The 15273-nt window shown below is 50.9% G+C and carries 13 protein-coding genes; 8 read left to right on the top strand and 5 right to left on the bottom strand.

The window, feature by feature from the left end:
* Nucleotides 1-84 precede the first annotated feature (84 nt).
* Entirely contained in the window at nucleotides 85-858 is a 774-nt protein-coding gene (locus MVG27_RS01740; RefSeq protein WP_297550346.1) for an S-methyl-5'-thioadenosine phosphorylase, read from the bottom strand.
* Between the two features lie 115 nt (nucleotides 859-973).
* Between MVG27_RS01740 and MVG27_RS01735 the strand changes: the two genes are divergently transcribed.
* Together MVG27_RS01735 and MVG27_RS01730 are read left to right on the top strand one after the other, a co-directional pair.
* Entirely contained in the window at nucleotides 974-1696 is a 723-nt protein-coding gene (locus MVG27_RS01735; protein WP_297469057.1) for a proteasome assembly chaperone family protein, read from the top strand.
* Between the two features lie 9 nt (nucleotides 1697-1705).
* Nucleotides 1706-2089 carry a DUF473 domain-containing protein gene (locus MVG27_RS01730; protein ID WP_297469054.1) on the top strand — a complete coding sequence of 128 codons (384 nt, stop codon included), beginning with the start codon at nucleotides 1706-1708 and terminating at the stop codon, nucleotides 2087-2089.
* On the opposite strand, the gene nucS is transcribed toward MVG27_RS01730, so the two are convergent.
* From nucS to MVG27_RS01710, 4 genes are all read right to left on the bottom strand, one after another.
* Nucleotides 2086-2835 carry an endonuclease NucS gene (gene nucS / locus MVG27_RS01725; protein ID WP_297550315.1) on the bottom strand — a complete coding sequence of 250 codons (750 nt, stop codon included), beginning with the start codon at nucleotides 2833-2835 and terminating at the stop codon, nucleotides 2086-2088. The two genes, MVG27_RS01730 and nucS, sit on opposite strands and share 4 nt — an antisense overlap.
* 32 nt (nucleotides 2836-2867) lie before the next feature.
* Nucleotides 2868-3500 (bottom strand): hypothetical protein, encoded by a 633-nt coding sequence (locus MVG27_RS01720; RefSeq protein ID WP_297550313.1) that lies wholly within the window; start codon nucleotides 3498-3500, stop codon nucleotides 2868-2870.
* A gap of 394 nt (nucleotides 3501-3894) precedes the next feature.
* Nucleotides 3895-4947 carry a DNA repair and recombination protein RadA gene (gene radA / locus MVG27_RS01715; RefSeq protein ID WP_297550312.1) on the bottom strand — a complete coding sequence of 351 codons (1053 nt, stop codon included), beginning with the start codon at nucleotides 4945-4947 and terminating at the stop codon, nucleotides 3895-3897.
* Nucleotides 4948-5128: 181 nt separating this feature from the next.
* Nucleotides 5129-6148, bottom strand: coding sequence for an ion channel (locus MVG27_RS01710; RefSeq protein WP_297556010.1), 1020 nt, complete (start codon nucleotides 6146-6148; stop codon nucleotides 5129-5131).
* Between the two features lie 696 nt (nucleotides 6149-6844).
* On the opposite strand from MVG27_RS01710, the gene MVG27_RS01705 reads away from it, so the two are divergent.
* The 6 genes from MVG27_RS01705 to polC form a co-directional block, all read left to right on the top strand.
* A complete protein-coding gene (locus tag MVG27_RS01705; RefSeq protein ID WP_297550344.1) occupies nucleotides 6845-7444 on the top strand; it encodes a DNA-binding protein in 600 nt (199 codons plus the stop codon).
* Between the two features lie 249 nt (nucleotides 7445-7693).
* Nucleotides 7694-8953, top strand: a complete 1260-nt coding sequence (locus MVG27_RS01700; protein ID WP_297469093.1) for an ORC1-type DNA replication protein — start codon at nucleotides 7694-7696, stop codon at nucleotides 8951-8953.
* The gene (locus MVG27_RS01695) at nucleotides 8953-11112 is read left to right on the top strand and encodes a DNA-directed DNA polymerase II small subunit (protein ID WP_297550307.1); all 2160 of its coding nucleotides are present in this window, start codon (nucleotides 8953-8955) and stop codon (nucleotides 11110-11112) included. Before MVG27_RS01700 ends, MVG27_RS01695 begins: the two co-directional genes overlap by 1 nt.
* Complete coding sequence (locus tag MVG27_RS01690) at nucleotides 11087-12469, top strand: DNA methyltransferase (protein ID WP_297550305.1); 1383 nt, start codon at nucleotides 11087-11089, stop codon at nucleotides 12467-12469. Before MVG27_RS01695 ends, MVG27_RS01690 begins: the two co-directional genes overlap by 26 nt.
* 4 nt (nucleotides 12470-12473) lie before the next feature.
* Nucleotides 12474-13268, top strand: coding sequence for a TdeIII family type II restriction endonuclease (locus MVG27_RS01685; RefSeq protein ID WP_297550302.1), 795 nt, complete (start codon nucleotides 12474-12476; stop codon nucleotides 13266-13268).
* 6 nt (nucleotides 13269-13274) lie between these two features.
* On the top strand, nucleotides 13275-15273 hold a 1999-nt coding region (polC, locus tag MVG27_RS01680; RefSeq protein WP_297556007.1), incomplete at its 3' end, for a DNA polymerase II large subunit.

Genomic DNA, 15273 nt, shown 5'->3' with positions numbered 1-15273 from the left:
CACCCCCTTTTAAAGGGGTGTGTTTACTGGAAGGGTTAAAAAGGTTTCACCGATTAAAACCAAGAAGGGAGAAGCCAGAAAAGCTCACACGAACATAGTCTTAAGTACATCAGCACAGCCACACTTCCGCTCCTCCGGAATTCTCGGGATTGCCTTTTTGAGGAGCTCCTGAACCTTGTAGTTGTTCTCGGCCATGACCCTGAGCACTTCCTGAGCATCAACAGGCTTCTCGGCCCAGACGTCGTAGTCTGTAACCGTTGCGATGTTAACGTAGCACATTCCAAGCTCGCGAGCGAGGTTAACCTCTGGAACGAGCGTCATGCCTATTATGTGGGCGTACTGCCTGAACATGAAGCTCTCCGCCCTTGTAGAAAAGCGCGGGCCTTCAATGCAGACGTAGGTGCCCTTTTCGTGAACCGGAAAGCCGAGCTCCTTGGCGGTCTCGTAGAAGATTTTCCTCATCTCCGGGCAGAACGGGTCGGCCATCGAGACGTGGGCCACCTTAGGACCGTTGTAGAAGGTGTATTCCCTCTTCTTGGTGAAGTCTATGAACTGGTCAGTTATGACGATGTCGCCCGGCTTGTATTCCTCGCGGAGTGAGCCGACGGCGGTAACCCCTATAACCCTCTCGACACCGAGCTCCTTCAACGCCCAGATGTTCGCCCTGTAGGGGACCTCATGCGGTGGAAACTCGTGGTGCTTGCCGTGTCTCGGTATAAAGGCCACCTCTACACCGCCAATTTCGCCTATTTCCACTGGAGCGGACGGCCTGCCGTACGGTGTGTGAACCTTAACGGTCTCCTTCGGCTCGAAGACGCCATAAACCCCGGAACCGCCTATGATGCCTATCCTTGGCATGGTCATCACCATGTTAACTGCTTGCTCCACTCATATAAGGGTTGCCGTTCCAGTGGAAATAAAGGGCGGAAACTTTAATAACCTTCGGGAACTAAATACTCCCGGAGGTGAGGGCATGGAAAAGCCGGTAAAGCTCATCCTGCCGGAGATAAAGAACCCTATACTCATCGAAGGTTACCCCGGAATAGGACTGGTCGGCCACATAGTCGGTAACTTCCTGGCCAAAGAGCTCGGAATGGAGATGATAGGCTACGTTGAAAGCCCCTTCCTACCGCCGATGAGCATAGTCCTCGAAGGAAAGCCCAATCCACCGCTCCGCTTCTACGGTAAGGACAACATAATAGTCGCTGTCGCTGACATCTACGTTCCCCCGACGCTCGTCAACGAGATAGCGAAGGAACTCGCGGGTTATCTCAGCGACATGAACGCCCAGAAGGTCATCTCCATAGGGGGCATAGGCATAGGGTTCTTCAAGGAGAAGATGGAAGTCTGGGGTGTTGGAGCGAGGGAAGAGCTCAACAAGGAACTTGAGGAGGCGGGAGCGAAGATACTCCAGTACGGCTCGATTATGGGAATGAGCGGGAAGCTCCTCTGGGAGGCCGGAAAGAAGGGCCTTAACGCATACGTTCTGCTCGGGGAGACCTTCGGCGACAGACCGGACCCAAGGGCGGCCGCCAACGTCATAGAGGTCCTGAAGAAGCTAACGCCCATAGACGTTTCAACGGAACCGCTCATCAAGGAGGCAGAGATGATAGAGGAACAGCTCAGGAAGATGCACGAGCAGATGGAACAGGCGAGAAAGAAGGAGATGAAGCAGTACGAGAGCATCTACCTGTGAGGTGAGAGCATGGAGGCAGTAATCCTCTCGGGAATAGCGAGACGCGTTCTGGATGAACTTCTCAGGAACCCCTACAGAACGATAGAACTTAGAAGCGCGAGGAACGTTCTGGCCATTGAAGAGGCCCTCAACGAGGCCCTCAAGGTCTTCCTGACATACGACCCATTCGAGGACGTTTCAGCCGGAACCGAAGGTCTGCTCGCTGAACTGCTTGAGGCCAAGGAGATAGACACGAGAATTCCCTGGGAGGAAAGCGATGAGAGGGAAATGACAGTCTGCAGGGCAAGGGTAAAGCTCATAGGTCTCGGCAGGGTTGTCGAGGTCGAGAGAAGGGACGGAATCCTTGTTGCCAGAGTAAGGGAGCTCTTCCCCCACGAGATGAGCATGGGCTAAAAGAGTCTGAGCTGTTTTCCCCTGGACCTTTTGTCCCTTTTCGGGGGTTCCAGCTTTCTGAACTCCAGCCCCTCTTTTTCCAGGAGCTTTTTGGCTCCAGATGTTAGAGAAGGTGCGACGAGGATTCCCCGGACGTTTTCATGCTCCTCCTTAAGTGTCTCAACGTAGCGCTTGAGCTGACTCACCGCGTGTAAATCTGCCCTCCTGCGCTTAAGCTCCAGAACTACGATGTTTCCTTCCTTATCAACGCCGAGGACATCGACGATGCCGTGCTTTATGGGTTTCTCCCGGTAGAGTGGCCTAAAACCGGGCTCGATAGCCTCCGGGTTTTCAAAGATTAACTCCGCCATCTCCGCCTCGCTTCCAGTCAAAGCCAGCTCCTCGTAGTCCTCGGCGTGGAAGACCGTGATTAGGTAGACCTCCTCAAGCTCGACCTCAAGGGTTTCCCTCGGCTTTCTCCTGACCGAGACCAGAACGGGCTTTTCCTTCAGCTCGAGGCGGACAACACTTCCGGGCGGTTGCCAGTTTACCGGCTCCCTCTTCCTGCTCTGGTGAATCAGGAATGAACCGTCTGGCTTGACAATTATTACTCTGTCACCCGAACCGAGCTCACTCTTCGCCCGGCCCTCGTAGTGAACTTTACAGCGGGCAAAGATTGTGAGCATGCCCTCGGAGGAGATGGCCGAGTCGAGGAGGAGCTTTATTTCCTCTGGAGAGGGGTTGGTTTTAAACTCGACTTTGGGCATGGGGTGTGGATTGTCGGGAGAGATATAAAAAGTCAACGGAGAATCCGGAGGAATACCACGAGCAGGGTGCGGGCGATGAACACAATAATCGGCAGGAGGAGCAGAAAACCCAGTTTCCTGTTCTTGGGGTAGAGAAACATTCCAACGAGACTGTAAATGACATTCAGCCCTGAGAGCAACAGGAAGCACCTATACGCTGTTCGCTGGCCGTAGAAGTTCAGAAGGGGACGTATTACCTCGACACGAACATCAAAATAATTTGCAACCAAGCCCAGTGCGAGCAAGGAAGACAGGGAAACCAGCGAACCGAGGAGTATCACCCTGGAACCCGGCGAGGATTCCTTCCCGACAAAACGGGCGTAGAGGAAAAGGGGAAAGTCGATAAACAGAACGGCCACCGATAAAAACACGGGGATGCAAATCATCACGCATTGCACAGCCAGGTTGAGGAAATAAACCACTCCCTTTTCAATTCCAAATCCAAGGACCGCGGTGCTGAAAACACCCCACATTGCCACAATGTTAAAGATATCCCTCGTTGAGTCACCGATGATTTTTGGGTCGGCTTCCTCCAAAACCCTCGGTAGCTCTCTGAACCTAAACCTGTATCCCGCTTTTCTCAGAAGTCTTCCAACAAAGAGGGCAACAATAAACAGAGTTATCAAATAGAAACCGCAGTAATCATCAGCCAAGAGGTATTGAAATTCTCCCGACTAATATCGTGAGGAGGACGAATGTAGAACAGAACCCACATAAAAACCCACATTATCAAGGGAGCCGTTACAGCTTCCAGCACAAGCCTTTTTCCAGATTTCATCCCTTCCCCCTTAGAGACTCAGAAATTTGACCTTAAAAATGCTCCAGATGACAAAGAGCATGGCCACCGCAAGTGAAAGCAAAACAACAGCGAGAATTTTCCTCCCAATCCTACGCGAGAGATAAACCCCAGAAAGCCGAAGAGAGTGTTTAAGATTGATAGAATCAAAAAGCTTACCCGATAGCGAAAGCCCGGGCCACATAAAACTCCTAAAAAGAAAGGCTGAAAATCAGAGGAAAACTTCAGTCCTCAACGCCCCTCTCGGTTATCCTGAAGACGGCCTCTCCCTCGGGAAGGTGCGGGCTGTCTATCAGCCTAGCAACCCTCTTTCCTGCCTTGCCCTTCCTGAGGTAAATCCTGAGCGTCGCACTGTGTGCCAAAATGTGACCTCCAACGGGCCTCGTCGGGTCGCCGAAGAAGGCATCTGGCTTCGCCTGAACCTGATTGGTGACGAAGACCGCTATGTCGTAGAGGTCGGCGAGGCGGTGTAAATCTGAGAGGTGCTTGGCCAGCTTCTGCTGTCTCTCCGCAAGGCTACCCCTTCCGACGTACTCGCTCCTGAAGTGGGCCATGAGGGAATCAACGACGAGCAACTTAACGGGCCTGTCCGTTGAGGCCTTCTCCTTAATTATTTCCTCCGCCTTCTCGACGAGGAGCATCTGATGGTTGCTGTTAAATGCCCGGGCAACGTAGATGTTCTTGAGGGCTTCATCGGGGTCTACACCGCGAGCCTCGGCTATCTGCTTTATTCTCTCGGGCCTGAAGGTGTTCTCGGTGTCGATCCATATGACGGAACCGCCAAGACCGCCCTCCTCGGGGGGCTTTTGGACCATAACTGCGAGGGTATGGGCCAGCTGCGTCTTTCCACTGCCGAACTCACCGAAGACCTCGGTTATGGCCTGCGTTTCGATTCCACCGCCGAGGAGCTTGTCGAGGCTTTTGCTTCCAGTGGAAATCCTGCCTATTGTCCTTCTCTTCTCCATGTACTCATCTGCGCGCATGAAGGTTCCGATGTTGGCCGCTTCCCTAGCAGCTTGTATTATCTTGAGCGCGGCGCCTTCACTTATCCCCGCTATCTCCTTGAGCTCGAGGGGGGAAGCAACTGCTATGGCCTCGATGGTGTCGTAACCGGCCTCGCGGAGCTTTTCAGCGGTGGCAGGGCCGACGCCGGGCAAATCCTCAAGGGTTCTGATTTCTTTCTCCTTCTTCTTTGGTGATGAATGTGAGCTTCCGGCTATTTCAAGCTCCTCGAACTCCTCAAGCTCCTTAACCTCTTCAACCTTCTTCTTGGCCATAAGACTCACCTAAATACCTTTGTCGGGAGTAAAACTGTGGGGTTAATATACTTTTTGCCCACCCCATCTCAACGACCAATCTTTTAAGGCTTTCGCCCGTTTCGAAAAACAAACTTTATAATGGCCCCAATTTTACTGAAAAGCCCAGAAAAAAGAAAACTACCTGCAATGGGCGTTTTTATCAAAGTTTTCCAGTGGAAACAGAGCCTCTCAGAACTATCAGTTTCGCCCCGCGAGGGATCGGCTCCTCAAGGGGAGGGTTGAGGACTGGCCGGTTGTGGTAGTAACCAAGGAGGAAAACGTTCTCCCTTTCCTTGAGCTCACGGAGGGCCTCTATATAAGGTCTGCCCCAGAAGGCGTTTCCGTCCATAACCGCAACATCGTAGCCCCTTACCGAGCTGGTTATGTCGTCGATGACGTCAACAACTTCAGGCTCAAAAATCGAACTGGCCAAGAGCCTTCCGGCGAGGCTCCTGCTCACCACAACCCTATCGGCCCCCGCTCCCCTCAGGAGCTCGACGCTGTCCTCACTCAGAACCTCAACGAAAACCTTGGCCTTTGACATTCTCTTAACCATCAAGGTGACGAAAACGGCCTTGGAGTCGTCCTCAAGGGCCAGGATTACGTGGGAGGCCCTATCAACCCGGGCCCTCTCAAGGGTTTCCCTGCTCGTGGGGTCGCCGATTAAAACTTCCACTTCCTCTGGAAGCTCTACCCGCTTGCGTTCCTCTTCATCTGGAAAGACCACGACTATTGGGGCAAGCTTCAGTTCACCGCGCTCGATTGCACCGAAGAGCTCGTTTACGCACGTTGAAACGCTACTCCCCCGTCCGATTACGAGGTAATGGTTGGAGTACTTAACACGGTGCATACCCATCATCCTCCTGAGAGAAGAAGAGATGAAGTTCTCAGCGAGGAGGGAAACAAGGGCGGTAAACGTTGATATTCCAGCAACGGCGGCAATCATCGCAACTATCCTTCCGGCTTCAGTCCTGGGAGTAACGTCGCCGTAGCCAATCGTCGCCATCGTTATTACCGCCCAGTAGAAGGCCGTGAAGAAATCCACGTTCTCAAAATAGGAAAACGCCACCGCGAACACCAAAGCGAGTCCAAGCACTGAAACGGCTATCTGCATCAGCCGGTTACGGCTCACCTTAACCTTCATGCGCAAAAGCCGTCTCACCACTGGCACCGGGAGCATGGGTTTCATTTCCACTCGAACCTTAAAAAGATGCTCCCAAGACGGAACCATCCATTGGTGTTCTTAAAGATACTACAGGCGACAGTTTTTCCAGTGGAAACAAAGGTCTTTTTCGATGAGCATCGAAAAGACCCCCCAGAGTTTCATTTCCACTGGAACCCACTTTCGGAAAATGGACGGTTTTGAGAGAGTAGATAAAGGTAATGAGAATTCAGGTGAGTTGTTTAAGTACGTAGCTGTTGAATTGTTCATTGTATTTGGCTAGTTCTTATTAAGTCGTTCAGAATTATCCTGTTTTATCTTCTCATTTTAATCGTTTGTTCATCAAAAGATATAAAAACCGGCGCTGATATAAAGAATGGGAGCCTTTTATCAACTTTGAGTCGGTCTTATGATGGGAAGCCATCAGAACCCTGTTCCACTGGAAACAAAACTCTGGGGGGGATATGCTCTGTTTAACTTTTATTAAATTGCAACTGGTATTGTTTAACTATTCTGCACTTTAAAGCGCACTAGTGTCCTTTGTTGGCTGTCCATTTATGTTCATTTCCCTTTCAGTGGAAATAGGTAGACCTAATTTCTTTCTAGTTTCCAAATACAAAATCTTGTGTACATTCGTGTGCATTTAACTTTCTCGTTTCCTATGGAGGGGCAAACCCTTAATTTGTCACCGCCCTATTTCAGCTGGTGGTTCCAATGGAAGTCCTGGAGAAGGTTCTCGAGTGGTTGCGCTCCGGCAACGACGATGCGAACGACATCGTTGACCTGCCCTGGACCGTCAAGCAACTCGAGCCCAACCTTTACATGGCCGAACATCCGAGGATGCCATTCACCCTGCTGGTTTCCTTTGGTGACGGTTTCATCCGTTTGCTCGCTCCCATGGGGCTTGAGACCTTCTCGATGACGAAGGACGAGAAGCTCAAGGTCTACCATGCCCTCCTGAAGCTGAACGCTGAGATAAACCTGATGAAATTCATCCTCATGGGTATGAACGACGACGTTTACCTAGCAGTGGACCTTGATTCCTCGACGCTGGGGAAGAAGGAGTTTAACGACGCCCTCTCAGCCCTTCTGTTCGGCCTTCTTTCGGCCGTCTCTGCCCTGGGGCTTGAGAGTGAGTTTGAGAACCTCCTCAGGGAGCGCGTGCTTGCCATGGTCTACGAGAGGCTCAGAAAAGGCGCCAGCAGGGAGGAACTCCTGGAGTTTCTCGTCTCCAAGGTGGGAATGCCGAGAAAGGAGGCCCTGGCTCTGTTGTCAGAAGTCCTTCCAGAGGAAGACGAGAGGGGTTATTTCTGAGACCAACCCTCCGATGCGTTGGCTGTCTTTTTACATCTTCCTGTTCAACAAGGCATATAAACCCGAACTCCGCAGTTGCTATGCTTTCCACTGTATCCTGTGCTTCCGGTGGAAATCTGGGAGAAGCTCCCAAAATCCGGGCAAATGTTGAAAAATATTCAAATTATCCTCATATTGAATGTCATTTCATTACGCCTATAGCGTCTCTCTCGGCGGTAATCCCTGAGGGGTGTATGATTTCCTGTGGAGATGGGAGCCATGGGCAGTGACGACTACCTGACCTCGATATTCGAGAAGTACCTTCACGCCAAGAAGATATTCAAGAACAAGGAAGTGCTCAGGCACAGCTATACTCCAAAGGAACTCCCTCACAGGCACGAGCAGATTGACGAACTCGCTCATATCCTCGTTCCAGTTCTCAGGGGGGAAACGCCCTCCAACGTTTTTGTTTACGGTAAAACCGGCACGGGTAAAACCGTGACTGTAAAATTCGTTACCGAGGAGCTCAAGAAGATATCGAAGAAGTACAACATTCCAGTTGAGGTTATCTACATCAACTGTGAGATAGTCGACACCCACTACCGCGTTCTTGCAAGAATAGTGAACCACTTCAAGGCGGAAAGCGGTGTGGAGGTTCCCCTCGTCGGCTGGCCCACCGATGAAGTCTACGCCAAGCTGAAAGAGGTCATAGATGCGAAGGAGCGCTTTGTTATAATCGTTCTGGACGAGATTGACAAGCTCATTAAGAAGAGTGGCGACGACATCCTCTACTCCCTGACGAGGATAAACACGGAGCTGTCGAGGGCGAAGGTGAGCATAGTCGGTATCTCAAACGACCTCAAGTTCAAGGAATATCTAGACGCCCGTGTTCTCTCGAGTTTGAGCGAGGAGGAGGTTGTTTTTCCGCCCTACGATGCCAACCAGCTCAGGGACATTCTAATGCAACGTGCCAAGGAGGCCTTCTATGAGGGTGTCCTCGATGACGCCGTCGTCCCGCTCTGTGCGGCCTTAGCGGCCAGGGAACACGGTGACGCGAGGCGCGCTTTGGATTTGCTCCGCGTTGCCGGTGAAATAGCGGAGCGCGAGGGGGCAAGCAAGGTAACTGAAAGACACGTCTGGAAGGCGCAGGAAAAGATAGAGCAGGACACGATGGAGGAGGTCATAAAGACCCTTCCGCTCCACTCGAAGGTCCTCCTCTATGCAATAGTTATGCTCGACGAGAACGGCGAGTTGCCGGCGAACACGGGCGATGTTTATTCCGTTTACAAATCCCTCTGCGACCACCTCGACGTGGAGCCCCTCACTCAGAGGCGCGTGAGCGATTTGATTAACGAACTCGACATGCTTGGAATCATCAACGCTAAGGTCGTCAGCAAGGGACGTTACGGGAGGACAAAGGAGATACGGCTGAACGTTACCCCCTACATGGTGAAGAACATATACCGCCACGATGAACAGGTTAGGAGCCTCCTCACGCTGACCCTCTCCCGGCAGAGGAGGTTGTTCTGATGTTAATCGAGGATTTAATCAAGAACAAGTATCTGATAACGCCATCGGCCTACTACCTCCTCGAACCCCACTACAAGAAGGACTTCACCCTTGCCGAGCTGATTAAGTTTGCCAAGGCCAGGGGAACCTTCGTTGTTGACTCCTCACTCGCTGAGGAGTTTCTCGTGGAGAAGGGCATTGTTTCCACTGGAGAACCAGTTGGGCAGGTCTCCGATGGGCTCGAAACGGAAGGGCCTTTGGAAGGCTCTCTCAGTGAAATCTCTAGAGAAATCGGTGAAACTCCTGAAACATCCGTTTCTGAGCCCGTTTTTACAGAAAAGCCATCTGAACCGGAGCCTTTTGAGACAGTAGAATCCGGTGAAGAATCGAGTTCTATTTCCACTGGAGATGTGTCTGAGTTCGAGTCCCCAGTTCCTGTTTCTACGGAAAATAGCGATGAGCTTTCCGAATCTTCCGACGAGACCTCTATTTCCACTGGAACTGGCGTGGATTTGGAGCAGTCTGATGGCCTTTTTGTTGATAAAGAAGCTTCCAGTGAGGATGTTTCAGGGGAGGAGAGTTTTATTTCCACTGGAACCTCTGAACCCGAGAGTCCCGAAAACGATGTCATGGAGCTATCGGGGTCGGTATTAGAAAACCCCTCTGGGGAATGCCTTCCACTGGAAGGTGAGAATGGCTACGGAAACGGCTATCTTGATAGCGAGGAGTACTACGAAAATGGGAACGGTGTGAAGCCGAAAATAGTTTACGGCGACTACGGTGTTCCGATAGCTTACGTTGGAGAGGACGTTGAGGGCGAGAAGAGCTATTCGACCTACGAGAACGTCGTGATAAAACCCAGGGAGGGCTTCCACTACCGTGCAAAGGAAATCCCCGACGAGTGGGAGGTAACCTTTGACGTCAAGAACGTGAAGTTCGAGGCTCCCAGGGTGAAGAACGCCGCGAGCAAGGAGGGCGAGATAATAATCCAGGCCTACTCGAGCTATTTCAAATCGAGGCTCAAGAAGATGCGCAGAATCTTTCGCGAGAACCCCGAAATCGGGACGGTCATAGACATCGCGAAGCTGAGCTACGTCAGGGACGACGAGGTTACGATAATCGGCCTTGTTAACAGCAAGAGGGAAACGGCCAAGGGCTTTATGTTCGAGGTCGAAGACTCCACTGGCAGAATCAAGGTCTTCCTCGGAAAGGACAAGGAGGGCTCTTTAGACGCTTACAACGCGATAATGCCCGATTCGGTCGTTGCATTCCGCGGTCAGCCCGGCAGGGGTATTTTCTTCGCCAACCGCGTTTTCCTCCCGGACGTTCCCAAGTTCAGGCGTGAAAAACCGCCCCTCGAGGAGAAGGTCTACGCCGTTCTGCTGAGCGACATCCACGTCGGTTCAAACAAGTTCTGCGAGAAGGCCTTTGAGAAGTTCCTTGAGTGGCTCAACGGCGAGGTCAACAGCAGGGCCGAGGAAGAGCTCGTGAGCAGGATTAAGTACATGATACTCGGCGGTGACGTGGTTGATGGTGTAGGCATTTACCCCGGCCAGTACAACGAGCTGGAAATCCCGGACATCTTCGACCAGTATGAGGCCTTAGCCAACCTCCTCCGCAACGTTCCCGAGCATATAACAATGTTCATCGGTCCAGGCAACCACGATGCCGCGAGGACGGCCCTTCCACAGCCGGGCTTTTACGAGGAGTACGCAAGGCCGATATACAAGCTCAAGAACGCCGTCATAATAAGCAATCCAGCTGTGATAAACCTCCACGGCAGGGAGTTTCTCATTGCCCACGGAAGGGGAATCGAGGACGTGGTTGACTTCATACCCAAGAGGAGTCACCACAGGCCGGCCGAGGCAATGGTCGACCTCCTCAGGCTTAGGCACCTCGCGCCGACCTTCGGCAACAAGGTTCCCATAGCTCCCGACCCGGAGGATACCCTCGTCATAGAGTCCGTTCCCGACCTCTTCCAGGCCGGTCACGTCCACGTTATGCAGTACAAGATTTACAACGGCGTCTTCGTCATAAACAGCGGAACCTGGCAGGCCCAGACCGAGTTCCAGAAGATGGTGAACATCGTTCCTACCCCTGCGCGGGTTCCCATAATAGACGTTGAAACGGCCCGTTTGAGGGCGGTTGTAAGCTTTGAGCAGTTCTGCGAGGGTGTTTAATGCTAAAAGAGCTAAAAGATTTAAACTCCTTTGGAAAGACCTTAGGGGGGTTATGCGGATGAAAAATACACAAGCTTTGGTAGACATCTTGGTGTGGATAACCGAAGGAGAATATACTTCAAATGAGATGAAACTATTTGAGGATGCAAAACAATTATATGAACTTCAACTTGCTAAGATGGAATTTTTGAACTTCTCTAGCGATCTTGACGAGTTCATTAAGAGGACAGCATACTTTGAAGAAGTTTTCGGTAAGAAAAGTTGGCACTATTACATAAGTTCTGTGAAGGGAAAGGGCCAAATTGGGCATACGAATCAATACATGACTCATTGGTTTTATCCGTATAAAGGCAAGTTTCATGGGCAGATGGTTAAGGCACTCATAAACTTTGCAAACGCTAGGAATTCGGATGTGGTTCTTGATCCATACCTCGGCTCTGGAACTACCCTTATAGAAAGCTCCCTCTTGGGTCTCCCGGGTAAAGGCGTCGAAATAAACCCGGCCCTTGCTATAATCTCCCAGATAAAACTTGACTCTTTGGGCATTTTGTACCCAGAGCTCTCCAATGTGTTAACCCCCACTTTAGTGAACGAGGCCTTTAAATATTTTAAGAACCTCAAAGTTCAACCTAATTCAATAAAACCAACGGTTGAAGAGCATCTTAATGCAAGGGAACTCCTTGAACTGCTATGGGATTCGTATTTTCCCAGATCCTCACTTCACGAACTCCCCTTTGAGTGGCGTAACTTTCTAATGCTAGTATACCTTCACGCACTTTCTGACTATACTTATCTAAAAGGGACCCGAAAAGAAAAGTCCCTTCAGGAGTTCTTCCATGAGAATCTTCAGGAATATCTTAAAACAATTGAGGGTACTTATAATGTGAGACAGAAGCTCGATATAGAGCTTGGTGATTATGATATCACAATCGGTTCGACACTCAATCTTCCCTATCCGGATGAAAGTGTTAAAGCAATAGTGACTTCACCTCCCTATAGCATTGCATTGGACTATATTAAGAATGATGAACACCTTTTGAAGTACTTTGGAATAGATATCAGTGCTCTGAGGGACCAGATGATAGGTTTAAGGGGCAAGGGGAAAGAAAAACTTGTGTTGTATGAGAGGGATTTAAAGCGCAGTGTTGGGGAGATGATCCGGGTTCTGAAACCCGGCGGATGGGCAGTCATAGTCTTGGGTGATATAAGCATTAACGGAATACGCACGAACTTTAAAGACAAGATACTTAACTGGGGTATTGAACTCGGTTGTTCTGAAGTCTTTGCCCTTGAAAGGGCAATCCTAGGAGGATTTGCAAGGCTTAGGTTTGAGTATTTGATATTCCTAAGGAAGTGATATCATGAAGGAAGTCACTAAAGAAAAAATCTGGACTTACCTTGAAGGGTTTATGCAGGGACTTATCAACAAATATGACCCCCAAGTTATCAAGGACGAAGTTCTTGAAAAAGCGCTCTTCGACCCCGAGAAAGGAAATTATAAGCCGTTCCATATGGCTTTGATCCCCAAGGAACTTCTCCGCATTCAAAGTTTTTTCAGATCATTTTCAACTTCACTCGGGCAGGGTGTTTTTGAGTATATAGCCAAGATTATCGCAGAAGATAGTGGTAAGTGGGAAGTTGTAAAGAGAAATTCAGCTTTTGAAGCAACAGCTTCCCTGAACGTGGAAAGTTTCGTTGACAGGTTCCTTGAAGACGTTGTTACCGGGCGGGTGAAGCCGTACCCGGTAGATATCCCAAAGCCTCAGGATTCATCCACTAAGAAAATCGTTGTTGATCTTTATCTCTACGATGGAAAAACCCATTATTTCATTGAAATTAAGTCACCAAAGCCCAACAAAGATCAAACAAGACGAACCAAGGAGAAGTTTTTGTATCTTCTCGCAACGTATCCCAGTTCAAAAACCTATTACGGAATGCCATATAACCCATTTGGAGAAGAGAAATCCCGATATCGTTGGAGTTTCACAAGCATGTATTTCGACATTCAGAACGAGGTTTTAATCGGTTCTGAATTTTGGGATTTTATCGGTGGATATGGGACATACAATGAACTTCTTGAATTGTTTAAGGAATTTGGCGAGGAGAAAGGAAAAGAGATAACCGGGAGGCTTATCCGGGCTCATTCCGGAGGGTGAGCAAACATGGAACTCTACTCCTCCGAGATGAAGGCCTACTTCGAATCCCTCCAGCGCGAGATTGACAGGGCCTATGAGATAGCGAGAAAGGCCCGTGAGCAGGGTAAGGACCCGAGTCTGGACGTTGAGGTCCCCCAAGCTACCGACATGGCCGGGCGTGTTGAGAGCCTTGTTGGGCCCAAGGGCGTTGCCGAGAGGATTAGGGCTCTGGTTAAGGAATACGGTAAAGAGCTCGCGGCCCTCAAGGTCGTTGATGAAATCATTGAGGGCAAGTTCGGTGACCTGGGGAGCAAGGAGAAGTACGCGGAACAGGCCGTGAGAACAGCCCTCGCGATACTCACCGAGGGAATAGTCTCAGCTCCTCTGGAAGGAATAGCCGACGTTAAAATCAAGCGCAACACCTGGGCCGACAACAGCGAGTACCTCGCGCTCTACTACGCCGGTCCGATAAGGAGCTCGGGCGGAACGGCCCAAGCGTTGAGCGTCCTCGTTGGCGACTACGTGAGGAAGAAGCTCGGTCTCGACCGCTTCAAGCCGAGCGAGGAGCACATAGAGAGAATGGTTGAGGAGGTTGACCTCTACCACAGGGCCGTCACGAGATTGCAGTATCATCCTGAACCCGATGAAGTAAGGCTGGCCATGAAGAACATCCCCATCGAGATAACTGGTGAAGAGACTGATAAGGTTGAGGTGAGCCACAGGAACGTTCCCGGCGTTGAGACCAACCACCTTCGCGGTGGAGCCATCCTCGTTCTTGCGGAAGGTGTTCTTCAGAAGGCCAAGAAGCTGGTTAAATACATAGACAAAATGGGGATAGAGGGCTGGGACTGGATAAAGGAGTTCGTCGAGGCCAAGGAGAAAGGCAAGGGCACGGAAGATTCCAAATCGAGTGAATCCAAGGCTGAAGATTCGGGAATTACTGAGGAAGTGACCGAGAAGGTCGAGAAGGGCTTCTACTACGAGCTCTACGAGAGGTTTAGGGCCAACATCGCCCCGAACAAGAAGTACACCAAGGAGATAATCGGCGGCAGGCCCCTCTTTGCCGAGCCTTCCACAAACGGCGGTTTCAGGCTGAGGTACGGCCGTTCCCGCGTTAGCGGTTTCGCCACGTGGAGCGTCAACCCTGCCACGATGATAATCCTCGACGAGTTCATAGCGATTGGAACCCAGATGAAGACGGAGAGGCCCGGAAAGGGCTGTATCGTGACTCCAGCGACCACCGTCGAGGGGCCGATAGTCAAGCTCAAGGACGGCTCGGTGATTAGGGTCGACGACTACGAGACGGCTTTAAAGGTCAGGAACGAGGTCGAGGAGATTCTTTACGTTGGGGACGCTCTGGTTAACTTTGGCGACTTCGTGGAGAACAACCAGACGCTTCTTCCGGCGAACTACGTTGAGGAGTGGTGGGTTCAGGAGCTTGTTAAAGCAATTGAAGAACTGTACGAGGTCGAGCTGAAGCCTTTCTCAGACAATCCCCGTGAGGCCGTTGAGGAGGCCGCTGATTACCTTGAGATTGACCCGGACTTCCTTGAAAACCTCCTCCGCGACCCGCTTCGGGTGAAGCCGAGCGTTGAAATGGCAATTCACCTCTCAAAGGTTCTGGACATTCCACTCCATCCATACTACACCCTCTACTGGAACACCCTCACCCCGGGGGAAGTTGAGGAACTCCAGAGGGCTTTGGTGAACGCTCAAATCGAGTGGGACGAGTTCAGGAAGCTAAAGTTCGCGAGAAGGGTAATACTCGACAACGACAAAACCATAAAGCGCTACCTTGAGCTCCTCGGACTTCCGCACCGGCTTGAACGGACGGAAGACAGGAGGAAGGTAATCGTAATCGATTACCCATGGAGTGCCGCGCTCTTAACGCCCCTCGGCAACCTCGAGTGGGAGTTCAAGGCCAAACCTTTCTTCACGGTCATCGACATTATCAACGAGAACAACAGGATAAAGCTCCGCGATAGGGGAATAAGCTGGATTGGGGCCAGAATGGGTCGTCCTGAGA

It is taken from the genome of Thermococcus sp. (assembly GCF_027011145.1).
Classification (GTDB): Archaea; Methanobacteriota_B; Thermococci; order Thermococcales; family Thermococcaceae; genus Thermococcus.
This window is presented reverse-complemented; position numbering and strand designations above follow the sequence as displayed.

Coding starts and splice junctions, on each gene's coding strand:
- radA (WP_297550312.1), bottom strand. CDS start 4,947: ATGGCCAAGAAGAAGGTTGAAGAGGTTAAGGAGCTTGAGGAGTTCGAG.
- MVG27_RS01740 (WP_297550346.1), bottom strand. CDS start 858: ATGCCAAGGATAGGCATCATAGGCGGTTCCGGGGTTTATGGCGTCTTC.
- MVG27_RS01695 (WP_297550307.1), top strand. CDS start 8,953: ATGTTAATCGAGGATTTAATCAAGAACAAGTATCTGATAACGCCATCG.
- MVG27_RS01735 (WP_297469057.1), top strand. CDS start 974: ATGGAAAAGCCGGTAAAGCTCATCCTGCCGGAGATAAAGAACCCTATA.
- MVG27_RS01710 (WP_297556010.1), bottom strand. CDS start 6,148: ATGCTCCCGGTGCCAGTGGTGAGACGGCTTTTGCGCATGAAGGTTAAG.
- MVG27_RS01685 (WP_297550302.1), top strand. CDS start 12,474: ATGAAGGAAGTCACTAAAGAAAAAATCTGGACTTACCTTGAAGGGTTT.
- MVG27_RS01730 (WP_297469054.1), top strand. CDS start 1,706: ATGGAGGCAGTAATCCTCTCGGGAATAGCGAGACGCGTTCTGGATGAA.
- nucS (WP_297550315.1), bottom strand. CDS start 2,835: ATGCCCAAAGTCGAGTTTAAAACCAACCCCTCTCCAGAGGAAATAAAG.
- MVG27_RS01700 (WP_297469093.1), top strand. CDS start 7,694: ATGGGAGCCATGGGCAGTGACGACTACCTGACCTCGATATTCGAGAAG.
- MVG27_RS01705 (WP_297550344.1), top strand. CDS start 6,845: ATGGAAGTCCTGGAGAAGGTTCTCGAGTGGTTGCGCTCCGGCAACGAC.